The sequence below is a fragment of the Halopseudomonas sp. MFKK-1 genome (assembly GCF_027474385.1).
GTDB classification, from domain to species: domain Bacteria; phylum Pseudomonadota; class Gammaproteobacteria; order Pseudomonadales; family Pseudomonadaceae; genus Halopseudomonas; species Halopseudomonas aestusnigri.
Map to the genome: position 1 here is coordinate 1,735,802 of NZ_CP114836.1, position 18,251 is coordinate 1,754,052.

Below are 18,251 nucleotides of genomic sequence, written 5' to 3' on the forward strand. Positions count from 1 at the left end.
CACTGGGGCATATCCGCTCGACTGGGGGCTTTCCCACGCCGGATGAGCGCCCATCATGACTGAAACCGCCGTTACCCTGCTGTCGATCAATGCCGCCGAGCCGCAGGCACTGCGCATTGGTACGCGTTTAACCCGTACCGGGCATTTCAAACAGGCCCGCAGCGGCGAAGTGCTGATCGGTGCCGGCGGCATTGCCGGGGATTTTATTGCCGACCTCAAGCACCATGGCGGCCCCGATCAGGCGGTCTACCTCTACAGTCAGGACGACATCGACTGGTGGAGCGAACAACTGCAGCGGCCGCTTGAGCCCGGCTTTTTTGGCGAGAACCTGACTCTCTCGCACTGGTGGCCGGAGCTGCGCATCGGCGACCGTGTGCGCATCGGCGAGTTGTTGCTGGAAATCACTGCGCCGCGGATTCCCTGTTCAACGCTGGCGGCGCGGGTGGGCGACAGCCGTTTTGCCAAGGCGTTCGTGCAAGCCGAACGCTGTGGGGCCTACGCGCGGGTGCTCAACGAAGGTGTCGTCTGCGTCGGACAGACGCTAGCCGTAACCCCGGGTGATACGGCCTTCCCCAGCATCAATGAGGTGTTCCGCTACTGCCACAGCAAGGGCCTGAATCCGACCTTTCTGCGCCGCTTGCTGGACGCACCGCTGGCCGAGAAGATGCGCGCCGAGATGCAGCAGAAGCTCCGCCGGGCCGAGCAGCAGACCCAGCCGCTACCCGGCCTGTAAAGGCTCCCCAGGGGCCGCGTCTTCGACCACCGGTTGCCAGCCCGGGTCCGGCGCAAAGCGGGGGCCGAGATCGTTACTCAGCTCACGCAGGCGCTGCACGATCGCCGCATGTCCGGTTTCGCGTGCGTGACAAAGCGGCCCGCCGCGAAACGGCGGGAAATAGCCTGCCAGCACCAGAGCTGCATCCAGCATGTCCGCGTCGCTGACAATACCCTGACGGCAGGCGCGTACCGCACTATTGAGCAGGCTGAGCAGCAACCGGTCGCCCTGGTCGGCGCTGAGTTTGGCTGACCGGGTTTTGCCGGTTTTCCAACGGCGCCGTTTGGGGGCAAGCAACGATGTGCGCCCCTGCTCGACGCTGTTGCGCAGGATGGCAGGGGGCTCCGACAAGGGGGTGTCGCGTTCGCCGTGCAGGCGCTCGAACAGGGCCAGGCAGTGGCTCAGGCCCCATCCCTCAGCAATTGCCAGCGGGCCTTGGGGGCAGCCGAACGCCAGGGCCGCCTGTTCGATGGCGTCGGCGCTGGCTCCTTCCTCCAGCAGCAACATGGCTTCCAGCAGCCAGGGTGCCAGCACCCGGCGCAACAACAGACCCGGCTGGCTGCTGACCGGCAGCGGCAGACAGCCTAGCTGGCCGACCAGCTGACGGGCGTGCTGCTGACTGATAGTGCGGCTGGTGCTATGCGCGGCAATCTCGACCAGGGCGCCGCGCTCTGGCGAAGCGAAGCGCAGGCCCAGCAGGCGGCCGGCATCGCCGAGTGCGGCGCGCAGCGGCTCTACCGGATCGGCGAAGCTGAGCACCAGGGCCTGCGGGCGCAGGCTGGTTTCCAGTGTTTGCAGTTGCGCGCGGCGCTGCTCCATATCCGCCTGCTGGCCGTCGATCACAGCATCGGCCAGCGTCACCCCGTGGTGCTGCGGATCAAAAACCAGCGCGTCCAGCGCCTGCTGGCGCTGTGCGTCGCCGCGGGCCTGCTGACGGATCTGCCCGATGCAGGCGCTCATGCTGGCTGCCGAGCCGCCAACGCTGACGCGCAGGCCGGCCAGCGCCGCCAGTGCCGCAAGCTGAATACCGTCTTCGCTGTCGCCGATCAGATGCAGCTGGGACAGGCGACGGCTTTCCTTGCCGGCGGCCAGCTCCTTGAGGCGCTGGCGCTGGAAGAACAACTGAATCAGGTGGCGGCTGGTCGGGCTATTGAGCAAGCGCGCGAAGGAATAGATCTCCCGGTGCAGCAGCAGGTCGGGCTGGCCGCCGTGGCGCTGCCAGAGCTCGATCAGGGCCTCAGCCGCCGGGTAGTGGCGCGGGTCGGCCTTGGCGCCGGCCTGACGGCGCATGGCCAGTGCGGCCAGTCGGCGCACCCAGTTCAGCCGGAACGGGCGCGCTTTCAGGTTACGGCGCCGCAGCTCCAGCCGGCCGTTGAGGGCATCGTAGATCAGCGGCCTGAGCTTGTGCTCGGCAGCGACCTGGTCAAGCAGCCCTGCCTTGTGGGCTTGTTCGGCGCTAAGCGCCTTGCCGGTCAGCATCATGCGCATCGCCAGCATCGGGTCGATCAGGTCGGGCAAGCGTGCGGTAGCGCCCAGCCCGGGATGCAGTCCAACTCGAATTTCCGGCAGGCCGGTGCGGGTGTCCGGCGTTGCCAGCCGCATGTCGCAGCACAGCGCCAGCTCCAGCCCGCCGCCCAGGGTCTCGCCATGCAGCACAGCCAGGGTCGGGCAGGGCAGGTCGATCAGTTGCTGGGCCAGCAGGTGGGCGTCGACCAGTTGCCGCACCGCATCGGCTTCGTTGTCGAGCTGGCGGAAGTCTTTCAGATCAGCGCCCATGCAGAACCCGGACGGCTTGGCCGAACGTATGACCAGCGCAGCCGGCATGTCGCGGCGCAGGCTGGCCAGCACGTCGCCCAGCTCGGTCATCGCCGCCACGCAGAGCAGGTTGGCGTTGCTGTCGGCGTGGTCGAACAGCAACCAGGCTACGTTGCGTTCGTCCCGGCGCAGGCGCCAGTGGCGCCAGGTGGACTGGGCAGGGTGCTGCAGTTCCAGATAGTTGAACGGCCCCAGCTCGCGTTCGCGCAGCGTGAGCGGGTTGCTCGCCTCGGTCATGCGCTGGTCTCCTGTGGGTAGCTGATCAGCAGTGCCCGCGCGTGGCCGTCGGCGTGCTGATCGCAAACGATGCCGCGGCAAAGCGCATGACGTTGCAGGCTGTCCGCCAGCTGCAGCACCTGGCGGCAGCCGTCACCCGCGCTCAGTGTGCCGAGGGCGAGACTGCCGCCGTGAACGTTGAGGCTGCACGGGTCCAGACGGCCGACGGGCTGTTCCAGCTCAAGCTGACGGCGGCAGAAATCGGCATCCTGCCAGGCGGCCAGATGGCTCAGCAGTGCCAGTGCAGGCGACTCCGGCAGCTCCCATTGATCGATATCGTCGAGCGACAACCGCTGCTGGCGCAGCAGGCGTGTGGACGCCAGCAAGGGTGCCAGCGTCGGGTAGTCAGACGGTGCCTGGGCATGCGTGCCGGCTCCGAGCTGGGCGAGCGGCGCGCGTTTCAGCTGTTGCAGTCCCGCCGTTGAGGCCAGCAGCAGGGCGCAGGCACCCGCCACTGCGTTCGCCTGGTCTTCGTTGTGCGTGCGCCCCTGGCTATCGAACAGGGTTACACGGTGACGGGCAGTGAGTCCGCCCTGTTCGGCATCGTCAGCGCGCAGGCGACTGGCTTCAGCGAAGGCACTGGCGTCTTCATCCTGTATATCGAACATGCGCGCTGTGCGCTTGGCGGACGTCAGCAGTGGCTCCTGGGGTGCGGCTTGCCGATCGGCGCTGATGACCAGCACCAGGTCGGCGTCGCCGCTGCGAATCTGCTGGCTGGCCAGCGCAACTGCCGAGAGGCCATGGCTGCATTGATACAGCTCGGTCGTGCTGTCCAGCCGCAGGCGTTTGCGCAGGGGGTGTACCTGAGATGCGCCGTCCGCCGCGAGAATCAGGCTGTCCAGCCGGTGCGCAGGAACCGCACAGCGCAGCAGCAGCGGTGCGCCGCACTGCAGCGCCAGGTCGAGCAGACCAAAGCCGCTGGTCTGCAGCGTTGCGGCGTTGACCCAGGGCGTGCGCAGGCCATCAATGAGAAAAACAGCGGCTGGCGCGGAGGCAGAGTGATTGGTCTGGCTGTCCATGCAGGGCTCGTGTGGTTGAACGTCAAATCAGGCGGATGCGCGGCGCAGGCCCGTGCGACTTTCCGTGACGGTAAGGCCGCGCAGGCTATGACCGGACCGACCCGGATCAGTTCAGTGTAGATAAGTGATGAGCAAAAGTGCGGCGCCCTGAAAGGCGCCGCCGGAAGGGGGATCAGTCGCGGGCGAGCGCCAGAGCAACGCCCTGGCCGCCGCCGATGCATAGCGTCGCCAGGCCTTTCTTGGCGTCGCGGCGCAGCATTTCGTGCAGCAGAGTCACCAGTACACGGCAGCCGGAGGCGCCGATCGGGTGACCCAGTGCGATGGCACCGCCGTTGACGTTGACCTTGCTGGCGTCCCACTGCAGTTCCTTGCCGACAGCCAGGGCTTGAGCCGCGAATGCCTCGTTGGCTTCGATCAGATCCAGATCGGCAACCTGCCAGCCGGCCTTGGCCAGGCAGCGCTGAGTGGCTGAAACCGGGCCAATGCCCATGATCGCCGGATCAACGCCGGCGTTGGCGTAGGAGGCGATGCGGGCCAGCACCGGCAGGCCCAGCTCGGCGGCCTTGCTGGCGCTCATCATCAGCACTGCAGCGGCGCCATCGTTCAGGCTGGAGGCGTTGCCGGCGGTAACGCTGCCGTCTTTCTTGAATGCAGGCTTGAGCGCAGCGAGGCTTTCGGCAGTGGTACCGGCGCGGGGTTGCTCATCCTGGGTGATCAGCAGGGCGTCGCCCTTGCGCTGGGGAATGCTCACCGGAGTGATTTCCTGATCGAATACGCCAGTATCGCGTGCGGTAACCGCTTTCTGCTGGGAGGCGGCGGCGAAGGCGTCCTGCTCCTCGCGGCTGATGCCGTACTTTTCGACCAGGTTTTCGGCGGTAATGCCCATGTGATAGTTGTTGAACGCATCCCACAGGCCGTCCTGAATCATGGTGTCGATCATTTGGCCATGACCCATACGCTGACCGGTGCGGGAGGTCGGGATGATGTGCGGCGACAGGCTCATGGACTCCTGGCCACCGGCGATCATGATTTCGGCATCGCCGCAGCGGATGGCCTGAGCGGCCAGATGCAATGCCTTGAGGCCGGAGCCACAGACCTTGTTCAGGGTCAGAGCGGGAACGCTGTGCGGCAGGCCGGCGTGGATAGCAGCCTGGCGAGCGGGATTCTGGCCGCAGCCTGCGGTCAGAACCTGGCCGAAGATGACCTCGTCAACCGAAGCCGGATCGATTTCGGTTTCGTCGAGCAAGCGGCGGATAACGGTAGCACCCAGCTCATGGGCGGGTACCTTGGCAAACTGGCCCCCGAAACTGCCGATGGCGGTACGGGTGGCGGCAACAATCACGACCTCTTGCATGAACGGGCTCCTCTATGCAGGCACTGTTTTTCGAGTGCACAAGCATAGAGGGGCGCCCTACTCCAGACAAGTTGTCTCGGCCCTGGTACAGCATTAGTGCAGTACCAGGGCGACGAACCGCGTCAGGCGTGCTCGATGCGGTTGGCGATGAGATCCTGTACAACCGCCGGATCGGCCAGGGTCGAGGTGTCGCCAAGGCTGTCGAGTTCGTTGCAGGCGATCTTGCGCAGAATGCGGCGCATGATCTTGCCCGAACGGGTCTTCGGCAGGCCTGGAGCCCACTGCATGAACTCGGGGCGGGCAAAGGCACCAACCTGATCGGCCACGAAGGCCTTCAGTTCCTTGACCAGCTCCTCGCTTGGGGTAACGCCGTTCATCGGGGTGACATAGACGTAGATGCACTGGCCCTTGATGTCGTGCGGGCAGCCTACTACGGCCGCTTCGGCGACCGCGTCGTGCAGCACCAGTGCGCTTTCCACTTCGGCGGTGCCGATACGGTGACCGGAGACGTTGAGCACGTCATCGACCCGGCCGGTGATCCAGTAGTAGCCGTCTTCATCGCGGCGGGCGCCGTCACCGGTGAAGTAGACGTTCTTGTAGGTGTTGAAGTAGGTGTCGATCAGGCGCTGGTGGTCACCGTAAACGGTACGGATCTGGCTCGGCCAGGAACGCTTGATTACCAGGTTGCCGCTGGTTGGTCCCTCCAGTTCGTTGCCTTCGGGGTCGTACAGGGCCGGCTCGACGCCGAAGAACGGGCGGGTGGCCGAACCCGGCTTGAGCAGGGTACAGCCCGGCAGCGGAGTGATCATGGCAGCGCCGGTTTCGGTTTGCCACCAGGTATCGACAATCGGGCAACGCTGCTCGCCGACCACGTGGTAATACCATTCCCAGGCTTCCGGGTTGATCGGCTCGCCGACGCTGCCGAGCAGGCGCAGGCTGGCGCGCGAGGACGACTTGACCGGCTCATCGCCCTTGGCCATCAGTGCGCGCAGAGCGGTTGGCGCGGTGTAGAAGATGTTGATCTGGTGCTTGTCGATCACCTGCCAGCAGCGGGATGCATCCGGGTAGGTCGGTACGCCTTCAAACAGCACGGTGGTCGCGCGGTTGCAAAGCGGGCCGTAGACGATATAGGAATGGCCGGTGATCCAGCCCACGTCAGCCGTACACCAGTAGACCTCGCCCGGCACATAGTCGAACACGTAGTAGTGGGTCATTGCCGCCATCAGCAGATAGCCGCCGGTGGTGTGCAGCACGCCCTTGGGTTTGCCGGTGGAGCCGGAGGTGTAAAGGATAAACAGCGGGTCTTCGCTGTCCATCGGTTCTGGCGCACACTGGTTGCTCGCAGCGCTGGTCGCTTCGGTGTAGCAGACGTCACGCTTTTCATCCCAGGCAACGTCAGCACCGGTGCGCTTGACGGTTATCACAGTGTGGACGTCGGGGCAGTCTTTCAGCGCTTTTTCGACGTTGACCTTCAGCGGGACGGTCTTGCCTCCGCGCACGCCCTCGTCGGCGGTAATGACTGCACGGCAGTCGGCATCGAGAATACGGTCACGCAGTGCGTCCGGCGAGAAGCCACCAAAGACCACCGAGTGAACCGCACCGATACGCGCGCAGGCCAGCATGGCGTAGGCCGCTTCGGGGATCATCGGCATGTACAGGCAGACACGGTCACCCTTGCTGACACCGCGCGCCTTCAGCACGTTGGCCAGGCGGCAGACCTTGTCGTGCAGTTCGCGGTAGCTGATGCGGGCATCCTGGCTCGGGTCGTCACCTTCCCAGATAATGGCGATCTCGTCGCCATGCTCGGCCAGGTGGCGGTCAATGCAGTTGACGCTGACGTTGAGCTTGCCGTCGATAAACCAGGCAGCCTGACCTTTGCTCAGATCGCTTTCGTGTACCTTGCTCCAGCGCTTGTCCCAGGTCAGAAAGCGTTCGGCCTGCTCGGCCCAGAACTGGTCGGGCTGCTCAAGCGACTGCCTGTACATACGCTGATAGGTCGCGTCATCCAGGTGGGTATGCGCGCGAGCGGACTCGGACACCTTGTGGTTTTCGATTGCGTACATGGGTATTCCCCTCTTGTTATTGAATTCAGGCAGTCTCTTGTCAGCCGGCCCTGAAGAGGGTCATTCCGGTGCTGCAGCAGAGATTCCGGACCGACAAAGCCGTTGGGGCTGTGCGATCAGTCTAGGCCATTTAGCGTCGGCCATCAGAGGGGGGCAAGACAACCCTTCTTTGGTATGAGAGGCGGGCGTCAAATCGGCGGGCCATGGGCCCGCAAAAGAGAGGGGACAGCCGCTCAGGAGCGGCTGAATTCGAGGTTGTCGATCAGGCGTGTGGTGCCGAGGTAGGCGGCGGCCAGCACCACCAGATCGCGGGTCTGATCGGTTACCGGTGACAGGTTGCTTGCATCTCGCAGGTCCAGATAGTCCGGGCGCATGCCGGCGGCACTCAGCTGCTGACTGGCCTCGTTGATGATCTGCGCATAGTCGGTACGCCCCGAGGTCACCTGCGCTGCAATCTGCTGCAGGGTCCGCTGCAGCAGCGGCGCAACGGCGCGCTGCTCTGCGGTCAGGTAGCCATTGCGCGAGGACAGCGCCAGGCCGTCCTCGGCACGTATGGTCGGATGCCCCATGATCTTCACCGGCAGACAGAGGTCCTGCGCCATCTTGCGAATGACCGCGAGCTGCTGGTAGTCCTTCTGACCAAACACGGCGACATCGGGGCCGACGATGTTCAGCAGCTTGCTGACAACGGTCGCCACACCCTCGAAGTGGCCTGGGCGGCTGGCTCCGCATAATCCTTCCGAAACCACCGGCACGCTCACCCGGGTGTGGCCGTCCATGCCCTCGGGGTACATCTCGCTCGCGCTGGGGGCGAATACCAGATGGGCTCCGACCTCCAGCAGTTTTTTCTGATCTTCGGCCAGGGTCCGTGGATAGCTGTCCAGGTCTTCACCGGGCCCGAACTGCATTGGGTTGACGAAAATGCTGACGACCACGTAGTCGGTGCGCTGCAGCGCCTTCTCGACCAGCGCAATGTGGCCAGCGTGCAGGTTACCCATGGTGGGAACCATTCCGATTCGCTTGCCTTCCTGGCGGGCACGACTAACCGCAGCGCGCACTTGCGCAATGGTATGCAGGGTGTTCATGGGCTCAGAACTCGTGTTCGGCTGCTGGGAATTCGACCTTCTTGACTGCTTCGACGTAGGCGCGGATGGCCGACGGGATGTCGGGCTGACCAGCCATGAAGTTTTTCACGAAGCGCGGCATGCGTCCGCTGAGCGACAGTCCGAGCATGTCGTGGACCACCAGTACCTGGCCATCGGTGCCACTGCCGGCACCGATGCCAATAACCGGAACACTGACCGCAGCAGTAATCGCGTTGGCCAGCGCCGGCGGCACGCACTCGAGCAGCAGCATGGCTGCACCGGCCGCTTCCAGCGCCTTGGCGTCTTCGACCATGGCGCGGGCCTGCGCTTCGTCGCGACCCTGAACCTTGAAGCCGCCCAGTACGTTGACTGTCTGTGGCGTCAGGCCCATGTGTGCGCAGACCGGAATACCGTTGCGGCTCAGTACTGTGATGCTGTCTGCCAGCCAGCGACCGCCCTCCAGCTTGACCATGTGTGCGCCTGCGCGCATGAGCGCTGCGCTGTTGGCCAGGGCCTGGTCGAGGGTGGCGTACGCCATGAAGGGCAGGTCGGCCATGATCAGCGCACCCTTGTTGCCGCGCTTGACGGCTGCGGTGTGGTACGCCATGTCGGCGACGCTGACCGGCAGGGTACTGTCGTGTCCCTGCAGGACCATGCCCAGCGAGTCGCCGATCAGGATGACTTCGACGCCGGCTTCACTTTCGACATGGGCGAAGGTCGCGTCGTAGGCTGTCAGACAAACGATCTTTTCGCCGCTTTGCTTGAGTTTGTTCAGCGTGGTCAGAGTAACGTCAGGCATGACTGATTCCAGTGTGTGGCTGTTACTTGGCGCTTCGGCACCGTTGGGGTTGGCTCTCGCGCCGGGTGTCCTGGCGAGAGTATAGCCTTGGCCGGGCAGGATTTCGGTAACACTTGGCTGGTCACCGGAATCGCATCCTACGTGTCAGCCCGGGGGTGTCAAGTCCGTTTGCGCACCAGGCTGTTGTATAAAAAACGGCAATGCCTGCAGATCACCGCGGGGGCAGTTCTGCAGCAGCGTTTCCAGCGCTGTGCCGTCAGGCATTTTCAGCGCGGGCGCTATCTCGGCCAGGGGGTAGAGGACGAAGGCGCGGGCATGCATGTGATAGTGCGGAATCTGCAGACGCTCGGTGCGGATGAGTTGGTCACCGTACAGCAGGATATCCAGGTCCAGGGTGCGGGGGCCCCAGCGCTCGGCCTTGCGTACCCGGCCGTGCTCCAGCTCGATGCGTTGCAGGTTGTCGAGTAGTGCCGCTGGCTCAAGCTCGGTATCCAGCGCCAGCACCGCGTTGATGTAGCTTGGCTGGTCCTGCGGCCCCATGGGCGCGCTGCGGTATAGCGATGAGCAGGCTACAAGCTGGCTGCGGGGCAGCTCGCGCAGCGCGCCGCAGGCGGTCTGGACCTGCTGAACCGGGTCGCCCTGGTTGCTGCCCAGGGCAATATAGCTGCGCGGCATCAGTTGCTCTGCGGCTTGCGCGGCTTGTTTCTGCGCGGACGCGAGCGAGCGCGTTTGGCGCTGCTTTTGCTGCCGTCACCCAGCTCGCGAATCATCTGCCGGCGCTGATCGGGGTTGGCGTCCTGGTATTGTGTCCACCATTGACCAAGGCCATCGGTTTCCTCGCCGGCAGCTTCGCGCAGCAGCAGGAAGTCGTAGGCCGCCCGGAAGCGCGGATGCTCCAGCATCTGGTCTGCCCTGCGTCCGCTGCGGCGCTCCAGGCGTGGCTGCATGTCCCAGATTTCCCGCATGGGAATGCTGAAGCGCTTCGGAATCGCGGTATGGCGGCATTGCTCGGCGAGCAGCTCGTGGGCGGCCTGCTGATAGGCGGGTATCGCCGGGATACCCTGCTCCTCCAGATACTTCACCCGCCCGGGCAGCGCGGGCCAGAGCAGGGCTGCAAACAGGAACGCAGGGGTAACCGGTTTGTCCTGGGCGATGCGCTCGTCGGTGTTGCGCAGCGCCTGGCGAACCAGCTGCAAGGTGTAGTCAGGGCGTTCAAGGATAGCGTCGTCGGTATCCGGAAACAGCGGCGCTACCAGATCGTATTGATACAGCAGGTCAAAGGTTGCCAGGCCCTGGCCGCTCATCAGCAGCTTTAGACTTTCATCGAACAGGCGTGCTGCAGGAATGTCGTGCAGCAGTGGTGCCATCGATTCGATGGGCGCTGCGGTATGTTGCTCGATATCGAAGTTCAGCTTGGCCGCAAAGCGTACGGCGCGCAGCATGCGCACCGGGTCTTCCTGGTAGCGCTGTTCCGGTTGACCGATAAGACGGATCAGGCGGTTGCGAATATCATGCACGCCGTTGGCAAAGTCGTGGATCTGGCCGCTGGTCACGTCGAAGTAGAGCGCGTTGATCGTGAAGTCGCGGCGTTGGGCGTCCTGTTCGAAGGTACCGTACACGTTGTCGCGCAACAGTCGGCCCGATTCGCTCTGGCGGGACTGCTCCTCCGATGCTTCGGCTTCGTGATTGGCGCGGAAGGTCGCGACTTCAATGATTTCCCGCCCGAAATGCACGTGGACCAGCTTGAAGCGACGGCCAATCAGGCGCGCGTTGCGGAACGTTGCGCGGACCTGCTCGGGAGTGGCGCTGGTGGCGACGTCAAAGTCCTTCGGGGTGATATCGAGCAGCAGGTCACGCACACAGCCACCCACCAGAAAGGCCTGATAGCCTGCCTGCTGCAGCCGTTCAACCACGCTGACCGCGTGCCTGCTCAGGCGCTCACGGCGTAGCGAATGCTGGCTGGCGGGGATAATGCTCGGCGTAGTTCGGCGGCGCTGAGGGTGGCCGAAGGGAGAGGGTATTTTCTGCAACAGCTTTCGAATCATAGGGGCTGGTTGTTCCGGCTGCCGATCAGCGTGAGCGGTCGCTCTGCCTGTTGACCTGCACGGTAGCGCTGGTGAATGGGTCGCGCAACAGGCGGTTGGGCCGGACGCGCATGCAGCCTGTTGGCCGCGATTGACGTGCATTCTAGCCTGAATTGTCGGGAAAGGTAAGAAATCAGGGGGATGGGCAACGGAGAATCAGGAGGGGGGAAAGCTCAAGGGGAGTGGTTAACTCCCCCTAATGGTTTTTTATTATTGTTTTTATCAGAGCTGTTCTTCTTGTTTGTTTGAAGCGGTAGTCACCGCTTTGCGACTGACCCATCTCGGGTTGTCCAAAACAAACGGATTGCTTTGGAAGCTTAGGTTCGAAGTGGCCTGCTGCTGGCTTTGGACGGTGGGTTGCTTGAGCAACTTTTATTCTTCTCTGTCCAACCGAACATCCTGTTCGCAAATCGACTGCTATTCTCCAAAAAAATCAGTTTGCTGCGTCTCTCACGTCTTGTTTTTATTGTGTGTGGAGTCGAATGTTATTTTTGTTATGTGTTTTGGTTTTTATTGTTGTTGTGCCAGATATAAAGCATTCCGCGTGCCAACTTTTTAAATTCGTTTAAAATCAGCGACTTGTGATTTTCCTGTCTTTTCCTACCCTGTGTTACCCCCAAGGTGTTACCTCCAATTGGACTAAAGTGTTACCTCTGTGTGGGGGTGCGGTAACAGTTTTGCGGGAACTTTCCCGGTAACAGGTAACACATTGGCGGGCTAAGGACGGCCCTGAGCAGGGTTGGATAGAGCCAGAGGGGAAGGCTGCACGTTGCCGGCAGCCTTGCAGGGAGGGCAAATCAGGTGCTGGCAGTTTTCTTGCGCGGAATACCCAGGCGCTGCCGACGCTCCCACAGACACTTGCGGCTGATGCCGAGCTTGTGTGCCAGCTGGGTTTCGGTCATGTGGTCCTGATGCTCCAGTACAAAGTGCTGGAAGTAGTCTTCCAGTGACAGGTCTTCGGCCGGTTCCTGCCCGGGGGTTACTTCGTTCTGCATGGTTTGCAGGGCGTTGGCGGCCTCGGAAGCACGCTCGATCTCGGCATCCAGCTCAATGCCCAGCAGGTCGGCAGTAATTTCCTCGTGATCACAGAGAATGGCCGAACGTTCGATTGCGTTCTCCAGCTCGCGCACGTTGCCCGGCCAGCTGTAGGCGAGGATTGCGCGCTCTGCGTCCCTGCTGAAGTGCAGGCCTTCCATATTCATGTTGCGTGCCGCGCGCTGCAGTAGCGCCTCGGCGATCAGCATCACGTCCCGGCCGCGCTCGCGCAGTGGCGGCAGGCGCAACTCGATCACGTTCAGGCGGTAATACAGGTCCTCACGGAACAGACCTTGTCGCGCCATGGTCTTGAGGTCGCGGTGGGTGGCGGCCACCAGACGCACATCGACCTTGTGCGACTGCACCGAGCCGACCCTGCGAATCTCTCCTTCCTGCAGCACCCGCAGTAATCGCGCCTGAGCCTCCAGCGGCAACTCGCCAATCTCGTCAAGGAACAGGGTGCCGCCGTCGGCCGCCTCGACCAGGCCGGTACGGTTGCTGGTAGCGCCGGTAAAGGAACCCTTCTCATGGCCGAACAGTTCAGACTCGATCAGGGTTTCCGGAATGGCAGCGCAGTTGACTGAAATCAGCGGTGCCTTGGCGCGCTGGGATTGTTCATGCATGGCCCGGGCAACCAGCTCCTTGCCGGTACCGGACTCGCCCTGAATCAGTACGGTCGAGTCGGTTGGCGCGACCTTGCGAATGCGCTTGAAAAGAGTCTGCATGGCGTCACAGGCGCCGATGATACCCATATCCTGGCCACCACCATCGGTGCTGGCCGTGGTGGCCCTGGGCGCCGGCTCTGGCGTAGGAGTCGCGCCGCTCTGCTGCTTGCGCTGGTCGCCGGCGGCAATAATGCGCTGCACGGTTTCAACCATTTCGTCATGGTCGAACGGCTTGGCGATGTAGTCGACAGCGCCGAGCTTCATCGAGTCGACCGCCGAGCGCAGGCTGGCGTAGCTGGTCATGATCAGCACGGGCGTGTTCGGCGCACGACGGATGAGTTCGGTGCCGGGCTCGCCCGGCAGGCGCAGGTCGCTGATAATCAGCTTGAAGCGCTCGAGATCGTGTCGCTCGACGGCCTCGCTGACCGAGCCGGCCTCCTCTACCTGGTAGTGGTGGCGCTCCAGCAACCGTTTCAATGCCGTACGGATGATGGCTTCGTCTTCAACAACCAGAATGTCTGACATAGTTACCTCACAGGTGACGGCGCCTGTTACAGCATCAGGCAGGGGCGCCGTTACCGCTCATGCTATAGCGCGGCAGGGTAATGGTGAAGCGAGTGCCGCGCCGGGTTGTCTGGTCGACCGGGCTGTCGATGGTTATCTGGCCATAATGCTCTTCGACAATGGAGTAGACCAGTGCCAATCCGAGCCCGGTACCTGTCCCTGGGTCCTTGGTGGTGAAGAACGGCTCGAACAGCCGATCCATGATGTCCTTGTCGATGCCGCTGCCCTGATCCTCTACTTGCAGCAGTACCTGGTGTTCGTTTTCCTGGGTGGCGATGGTGATGCTGTCGCCATCAGTGCTGGCGTCCCGTGCGTTACCCAGCAGGTTGATAAGGACCTGAACCAGGCGCTGGGCGTCACCGGCTACCATGTGTTCGGGTCGGCACAGGTTAACATACTTGACCTCCGGCCCCCTGCGGTTGAGCGACAGCAGGTGAATCGCCTCGTTGGTGCAGGCCGCCAGATCGACCGGCTCGTTGGGGTTCTGGTGGCGGCTGCCAACGTGGGCGAAGTTGACCAGTGACTGCACGATCCGGGAGACCCGGCGAGTCTGGTCGAGGATCTGCTCGGCGGCTTCGCGTGATTCCGGTTGTTCCGATTCGTCGCGCAGGTTTTGCGCCAGACAGGCGATGCCGGTGATCGGATTGCCGATTTCGTGGGCAACGCCGGCAGCCAGACGACCGATTGAGGCCAGGCGCTCGGAATGCATCAGCTCTTCTTCCAGCATCTGGGTTTCGGTCTGGTCCTCGACCAGCAGTACCAGGCCGCTACCGCCAACATAGCCGGGCTCGTCGATCGCAGCCTTGTGCAGGCTGAGCCACTGGGTATGGCCATTGACCGCCAGTTTCTGCTTGTACAGGTGCGAGGCCTGGTCTTCGACGAATCGCTCGAACAGGTCTCGCCAGGGGCCGGGCAGGCTGCTCAGCCGCGAGCCGATGACGCTGTCGGCGTCGATGCCGGTCAGCGCCTGCATGGCGTGGTTCCACATCAGGATTTCATTGTCCTGGGCCAGCGAGCAGACACCCATCGGCAGGTGCTGCAGTGTCTGGCGGTGATAGCGTCGCAGGGCGTCGAGTTCGGCGGCCAGGCCGGTCAGGCGGCTGTGGTAGTCCTCCAGCCGGTTTTCGATGAAATGGATGTCCTCGGTCATATAGCCGTCGCGGCCCATCTTGAACGGCAGGAAGGTTTCGATGATGTCCTGGGCCACCGACGGCCCCATCAGGCCCGACAGGTTGGCTTCCAGCCGGTCGCGCAGGCGGCGCAGGGCATAGGGGCGGCGCTCGTCGAACGGCAGCTTGAGGTCCCGCAGCGCCTGTTCGACCTCGTGCTGGGCGGTCTTGTTGCCGAGCGGCTTGGCCAGTTGCTGGGCAAACTCCTGCGGCGAGGACGCCATCAGCTGCATCCGCTGGGGGCGACTGACGTTGTCGACCGAGCAGGCCTCGGCAGCACTCTGCTCCTCAACCGAGCGTTGGGTAAATAGCGAGACGAGCGCCAGCACCACGACGTTGACAGCCAGCGAGGAGATCGCGGCCAGGTGCCAGGTGTCGGCATTGAACGCCATCGTCATCCCGAACAGGGTGATGCCGGGCAGTTCGGTGACCAGTGGCAGCAGCAGGGTGACGGCCCACACCAGCATGCCGGCAACGACGCCGCCGATGAACCCGCGGCGGTTGGCTTGTGGCCAGTACAGCACTGACAGGGTGCCCGGCAGAAACTGTACGGTGGCGACAAACGAGGCAATGCCGAGGTTGGCCAGGTCCTGTTCGGCGCCGAGCAGGCGGTAGAAGCCGTAGCCGGCCATGATGATGGCGGCAATCAGCGTGCGGCGGGTCCACAGCAGCCAGCGGTAGATGTTGTTGTCGGCGCTGGGCTGGTAGAGCGGCAGCACCAGATGATTGAGCACCATGCCCGACAGTGCCAGGGTGATGACGATGATCAGGCCGCTGGCCGCCGACAGGCCGCCGACGAAGGCCAGCAGCGAGAGCCACTCGGAACCACCGGCCACGCCCAGGCCCAGCGAGAAGTATTCCGGATTGGTGCGTACACCCAGATGCAGGCCTGCCCAGAGGATCGGCGGGACTGCCAGGCTCATCAGCAGCAGGAATAGGGGTAGACCCCAGCTGGCGGTGCTGAGGGCGCGCGGATTGAGGTTCTCGGTAAAGGCCATGTGATACATGTGCGGCATGACGAATGCCGCCGAGAAGAACACCAGCAGCAGGGTACGCCAGGGACCTTCCTGCAATGGTGTATGCAGCGTGCTGAGGGCCTCCTGATTGGTATCCAGCCAGAGCTGCAGTCCCTGCGGACCGTCGAATACAACATAGAGCGCATACAAACCGATGGCGCCGATAGCGACCAGTTTGACCAGTGACTCGAAGGCAATCGCCATGACCAGCCCTTCGTGTTTCTCGCGTGCCGAGATATGGCGGGCTCCGAACAGAATGGCGAACAGGATGATCAGCACGCAGAACCCGAGTGCAACCGACCCCTGGCCAGATTCCTGAGTCAGGATCTGCACCGAGTCGGCCACCGCCTGTATTTGCAGTGCCAGCAACGGCAGTACGCCAACCAGCATGAATATGGTGGTCAGGGTCCCTGCCCAGGTGCTGCGAAAGCGGAAGGCAAACAGGTCGGCCAGTGAAGACAACTGGTAGGTGCGGGTAATCCTCAGGATCGGGTTGAGCAGCACCGGTGCCAGCAGAAAGGCGCCGCAGACACCGAGGTAGTAGGTTAGAAAACCGTAACCATACTGATAGGCCAGTCCTACTGTTCCGTAGAACGCCCAGGCGCTGGCGTAGACCCCCAGTGACAGGGTGTAGACCGCGGGATGACGCAGCACGGCGCGCGGCACGCGACCGTTTTCGGTGGCCCAGGCCACGCCAAACAGGACGATCAGGTAGCCAATGCTGATCAACAGCAACTGGCTGAGATCAAAGCTCATCGGCATCTCGGGGACTCTGTAGCAGCATGCCGGCGACGATCAGGATCAGCCACAGCACATAGGGTCGGTACCAGGCACCCTGCGGTTCTATCCACCAGTCCATGATGGCCGGCGAGAACAGGTAGATGCCGATGACCAGCAGCAGTACCAGTCGGTAGATATACATGGGTATCCGTCGGTTGGGGCAACCGCCCGAAGGAGGGGCGTCGCGGTTCAGTCGGTGATGGTAATCAGCGCGCCACGGCTTGCCAAGCAATCAACTCGGCAGGCTGGCCTCAAGGATGTGTTTTGTGGCGGGCAAGCGGCCGGGTTGCCAGTGGGCGATGCCCCACTGCAGCAGCTCGGCGACGGGGGCGCCGCGCAGTGTCTCGGGTACCGGCTGGGCCAGGGCGCGCAGGGCCCGCCAGAGCGTTGCTGGCGCTTGCGTGCGCTGCAGCGGGGCCGAGCCCAGTCGCTTGCTCAGCTTCTCGCCGTCGGAGCGCATGATCAGTGGTACGTGCAGATAGCGTGGTGGCGTCTGACCGAGCAGTTGATACAGCCAGATCTGCCGCGGTGTTGAATCCAGCAGGTCGGCGCCACGCACGACATCTATTACACCCTGATCAATATCGTCCAGCACGACGGCCAGTTGGTAGGCGTACACCCCGTCGCGCCGGCGGATAATGAAATCGCCGAGTTCGCTGGCCAGACTCTGTGTCAGCGGTGGCTGAAGGCGATCGACACAGGTTATCGGGGTATCGTTGACCCGTACCCGTACTGCGTGATCGGCGGCTGCCTGCAGCCGGCGCCCGGCGCAGATGCCGGGATAGACCGGGCCGTGCTGCAGTAATGTTTTGCGCGGGCAGTCGCAGTAGTACGCCAGCCCGTCATCCAGCCAGCGCTCGATCTGTGCGCGATACAGGTCCAGCCGCTCGCTCTGACGCACTATCTGCCCGTCGTGCTCCAGGCCAAAATCGTCAAGTGCCTGCAGTATCTGGGTTTCGGCGTCGGGCTGGCTGCGCGCCTGATCGAGATCTTCGATGCGAATCAGCCATTGACCGCCGGCGTGACGGGCATCGAGGTAGCTTGCCAGTGCCGCGACCAGAGAGCCGAAGTGCAAGAGGCCGCTGGGGGTGGGGGCGAAGCGCCCGATGTAGGGAGAGGTCATGCGGGGTAAGGCAATTGCAGGCTGCCGGGCAGCCTGCAATGCGGCGGGTCGACTCAGCTGCCGACCTGCTTTTCCTTGATTTCGGCCAGGGTCTTGCAGTCGATGCACAGCGTCGCTGTGGGGCGGGCCTCAAGACGACGAATGCCGATTTCGACACCACAGGAGTCACAGAAACCGTAGTCATCTTCTTCGATGCGCTGCAGGGTCTGGTCGATCTTCTTGATCAGCTTGCGCTCGCGATCACGGGTCCGCAGTTCCAGGCTGAATTCCTCTTCCTGACTGGCCCTGTCGGCGGGATCGGGGAAGTTGGCCGCCTCGTCCTGCATGTGATGCACGGTACGATCGACTTCTTCCATCAGTTCCTGTTTCCAGGTGTTGAGAATGTTGGCGAAATGCGCGAGCTGTTGCTCGTTCATGTACTCCTCACCCTTCTTTTCCTGATAGGGGACGAAGCCACGGATCAACATTGATGTTTTCTGCTTGGCATTGCTGGGCATGAGGACCCCTCACTTGTTGCTCTATCTTCCTGTTTCAGGTCTCACCCACTCAACCTGACGTGCTTCGGCCTAAAGCCTGCAAGCGGGCAAAGCTACCAGAAGCTGATGGCCTGCGCTACTGTTTGCCGCCAGAAG

Annotated in this window: 14 protein-coding genes; 1 reads left to right on the forward strand and 13 read right to left on the reverse strand. The window is 63.0% G+C overall.

Translation table 11 applies throughout. The annotated features are described in order from the left end of the window. Positions 1-55: 55 nt before the first annotated feature. Positions 56-733 carry an MOSC domain-containing protein gene (locus tag O5O48_RS08095; RefSeq protein ID WP_269688587.1) on the forward strand — a complete coding sequence of 226 codons (678 nt, stop codon included), beginning with the start codon at positions 56-58 and terminating at the stop codon, positions 731-733. On the opposite strand, the gene O5O48_RS08100 is transcribed toward O5O48_RS08095, so the two are convergent. The 13 genes from O5O48_RS08100 to dksA all read right to left on the reverse strand — a co-directional run bounded on the left by O5O48_RS08100 (position 719) and on the right by dksA (position 18,116). Next, on the reverse strand, positions 719-2,824 hold the full coding sequence (locus tag O5O48_RS08100; RefSeq protein WP_269688588.1) for an enoyl-CoA hydratase-related protein: 2,106 nt from the start codon (positions 2,822-2,824) through the stop codon (positions 719-721). The two genes, O5O48_RS08095 and O5O48_RS08100, sit on opposite strands and share 15 nt — an antisense overlap. Beyond that, a complete protein-coding gene (locus tag O5O48_RS08105) occupies positions 2,821-3,882 on the reverse strand; it encodes a hypothetical protein (RefSeq protein ID WP_233048363.1) in 1,062 nt (353 codons plus the stop codon). Before O5O48_RS08105 ends, O5O48_RS08100 begins: the two co-directional genes overlap by 4 nt. Positions 3,883-4,054: 172 nt before the next feature. Next, on the reverse strand, positions 4,055-5,236 hold the full coding sequence (locus O5O48_RS08110) for an acetyl-CoA C-acetyltransferase (protein WP_228246873.1): 1,182 nt from the start codon (positions 5,234-5,236) through the stop codon (positions 4,055-4,057). Between the two features lie 122 nt (positions 5,237-5,358). After that, positions 5,359-7,299 carry an acetate--CoA ligase gene (gene acs, locus O5O48_RS08115; protein WP_228246874.1) on the reverse strand — a complete coding sequence of 647 codons (1,941 nt, stop codon included), beginning with the start codon at positions 7,297-7,299 and terminating at the stop codon, positions 5,359-5,361. A 233-nt stretch (positions 7,300-7,532) separates the two neighbouring features. Next, complete coding sequence (gene panC / locus O5O48_RS08120; protein ID WP_228246875.1) at positions 7,533-8,384, reverse strand: pantoate--beta-alanine ligase; 852 nt, start codon at positions 8,382-8,384, stop codon at positions 7,533-7,535. Between the two features lie 4 nt (positions 8,385-8,388). Continuing rightward, positions 8,389-9,183, reverse strand: coding sequence for a 3-methyl-2-oxobutanoate hydroxymethyltransferase (panB, locus tag O5O48_RS08125; protein ID WP_088276417.1), 795 nt, complete (start codon positions 9,181-9,183; stop codon positions 8,389-8,391). Positions 9,184-9,327: 144 nt separating this feature from the next. Beyond that, positions 9,328-9,858 (reverse strand): 2-amino-4-hydroxy-6-hydroxymethyldihydropteridine diphosphokinase, encoded by a 531-nt coding sequence (folK, locus tag O5O48_RS08130; protein ID WP_233048362.1) that lies wholly within the window; start codon positions 9,856-9,858, stop codon positions 9,328-9,330. Continuing rightward, entirely contained in the window at positions 9,858-11,228 is a 1,371-nt protein-coding gene (locus tag O5O48_RS08135; RefSeq protein ID WP_233048361.1) for a polynucleotide adenylyltransferase PcnB, read from the reverse strand. Before O5O48_RS08135 ends, folK begins: the two co-directional genes overlap by 1 nt. A gap of 836 nt (positions 11,229-12,064) precedes the next feature. Further along, the gene (locus tag O5O48_RS08140; RefSeq protein ID WP_269688589.1) at positions 12,065-13,492 is read right to left on the reverse strand and encodes a sigma-54-dependent transcriptional regulator; all 1,428 of its coding nucleotides are present in this window, start codon (positions 13,490-13,492) and stop codon (positions 12,065-12,067) included. A 34-nt stretch (positions 13,493-13,526) separates the two neighbouring features. Then, positions 13,527-16,478, reverse strand: coding sequence for a sensor histidine kinase (locus O5O48_RS08145; protein WP_233048360.1), 2,952 nt, complete (start codon positions 16,476-16,478; stop codon positions 13,527-13,529). Further along, positions 16,462-16,638 (reverse strand): hypothetical protein, encoded by a 177-nt coding sequence (locus tag O5O48_RS08150; RefSeq protein WP_088276423.1) that lies wholly within the window; start codon positions 16,636-16,638, stop codon positions 16,462-16,464. The genes O5O48_RS08145 and O5O48_RS08150 overlap by 17 nt, the downstream gene beginning before the upstream one ends. A gap of 90 nt (positions 16,639-16,728) precedes the next feature. Beyond that, positions 16,729-17,619, reverse strand: a complete 891-nt coding sequence (gene gluQRS, locus O5O48_RS08155) for a tRNA glutamyl-Q(34) synthetase GluQRS (RefSeq protein WP_269688590.1) — start codon at positions 17,617-17,619, stop codon at positions 16,729-16,731. Between the two features lie 53 nt (positions 17,620-17,672). After that, positions 17,673-18,116, reverse strand: coding sequence for an RNA polymerase-binding protein DksA (gene dksA / locus O5O48_RS08160; RefSeq protein WP_088276424.1), 444 nt, complete (start codon positions 18,114-18,116; stop codon positions 17,673-17,675). Positions 18,117-18,251: the final 135 nt, after the last annotated feature.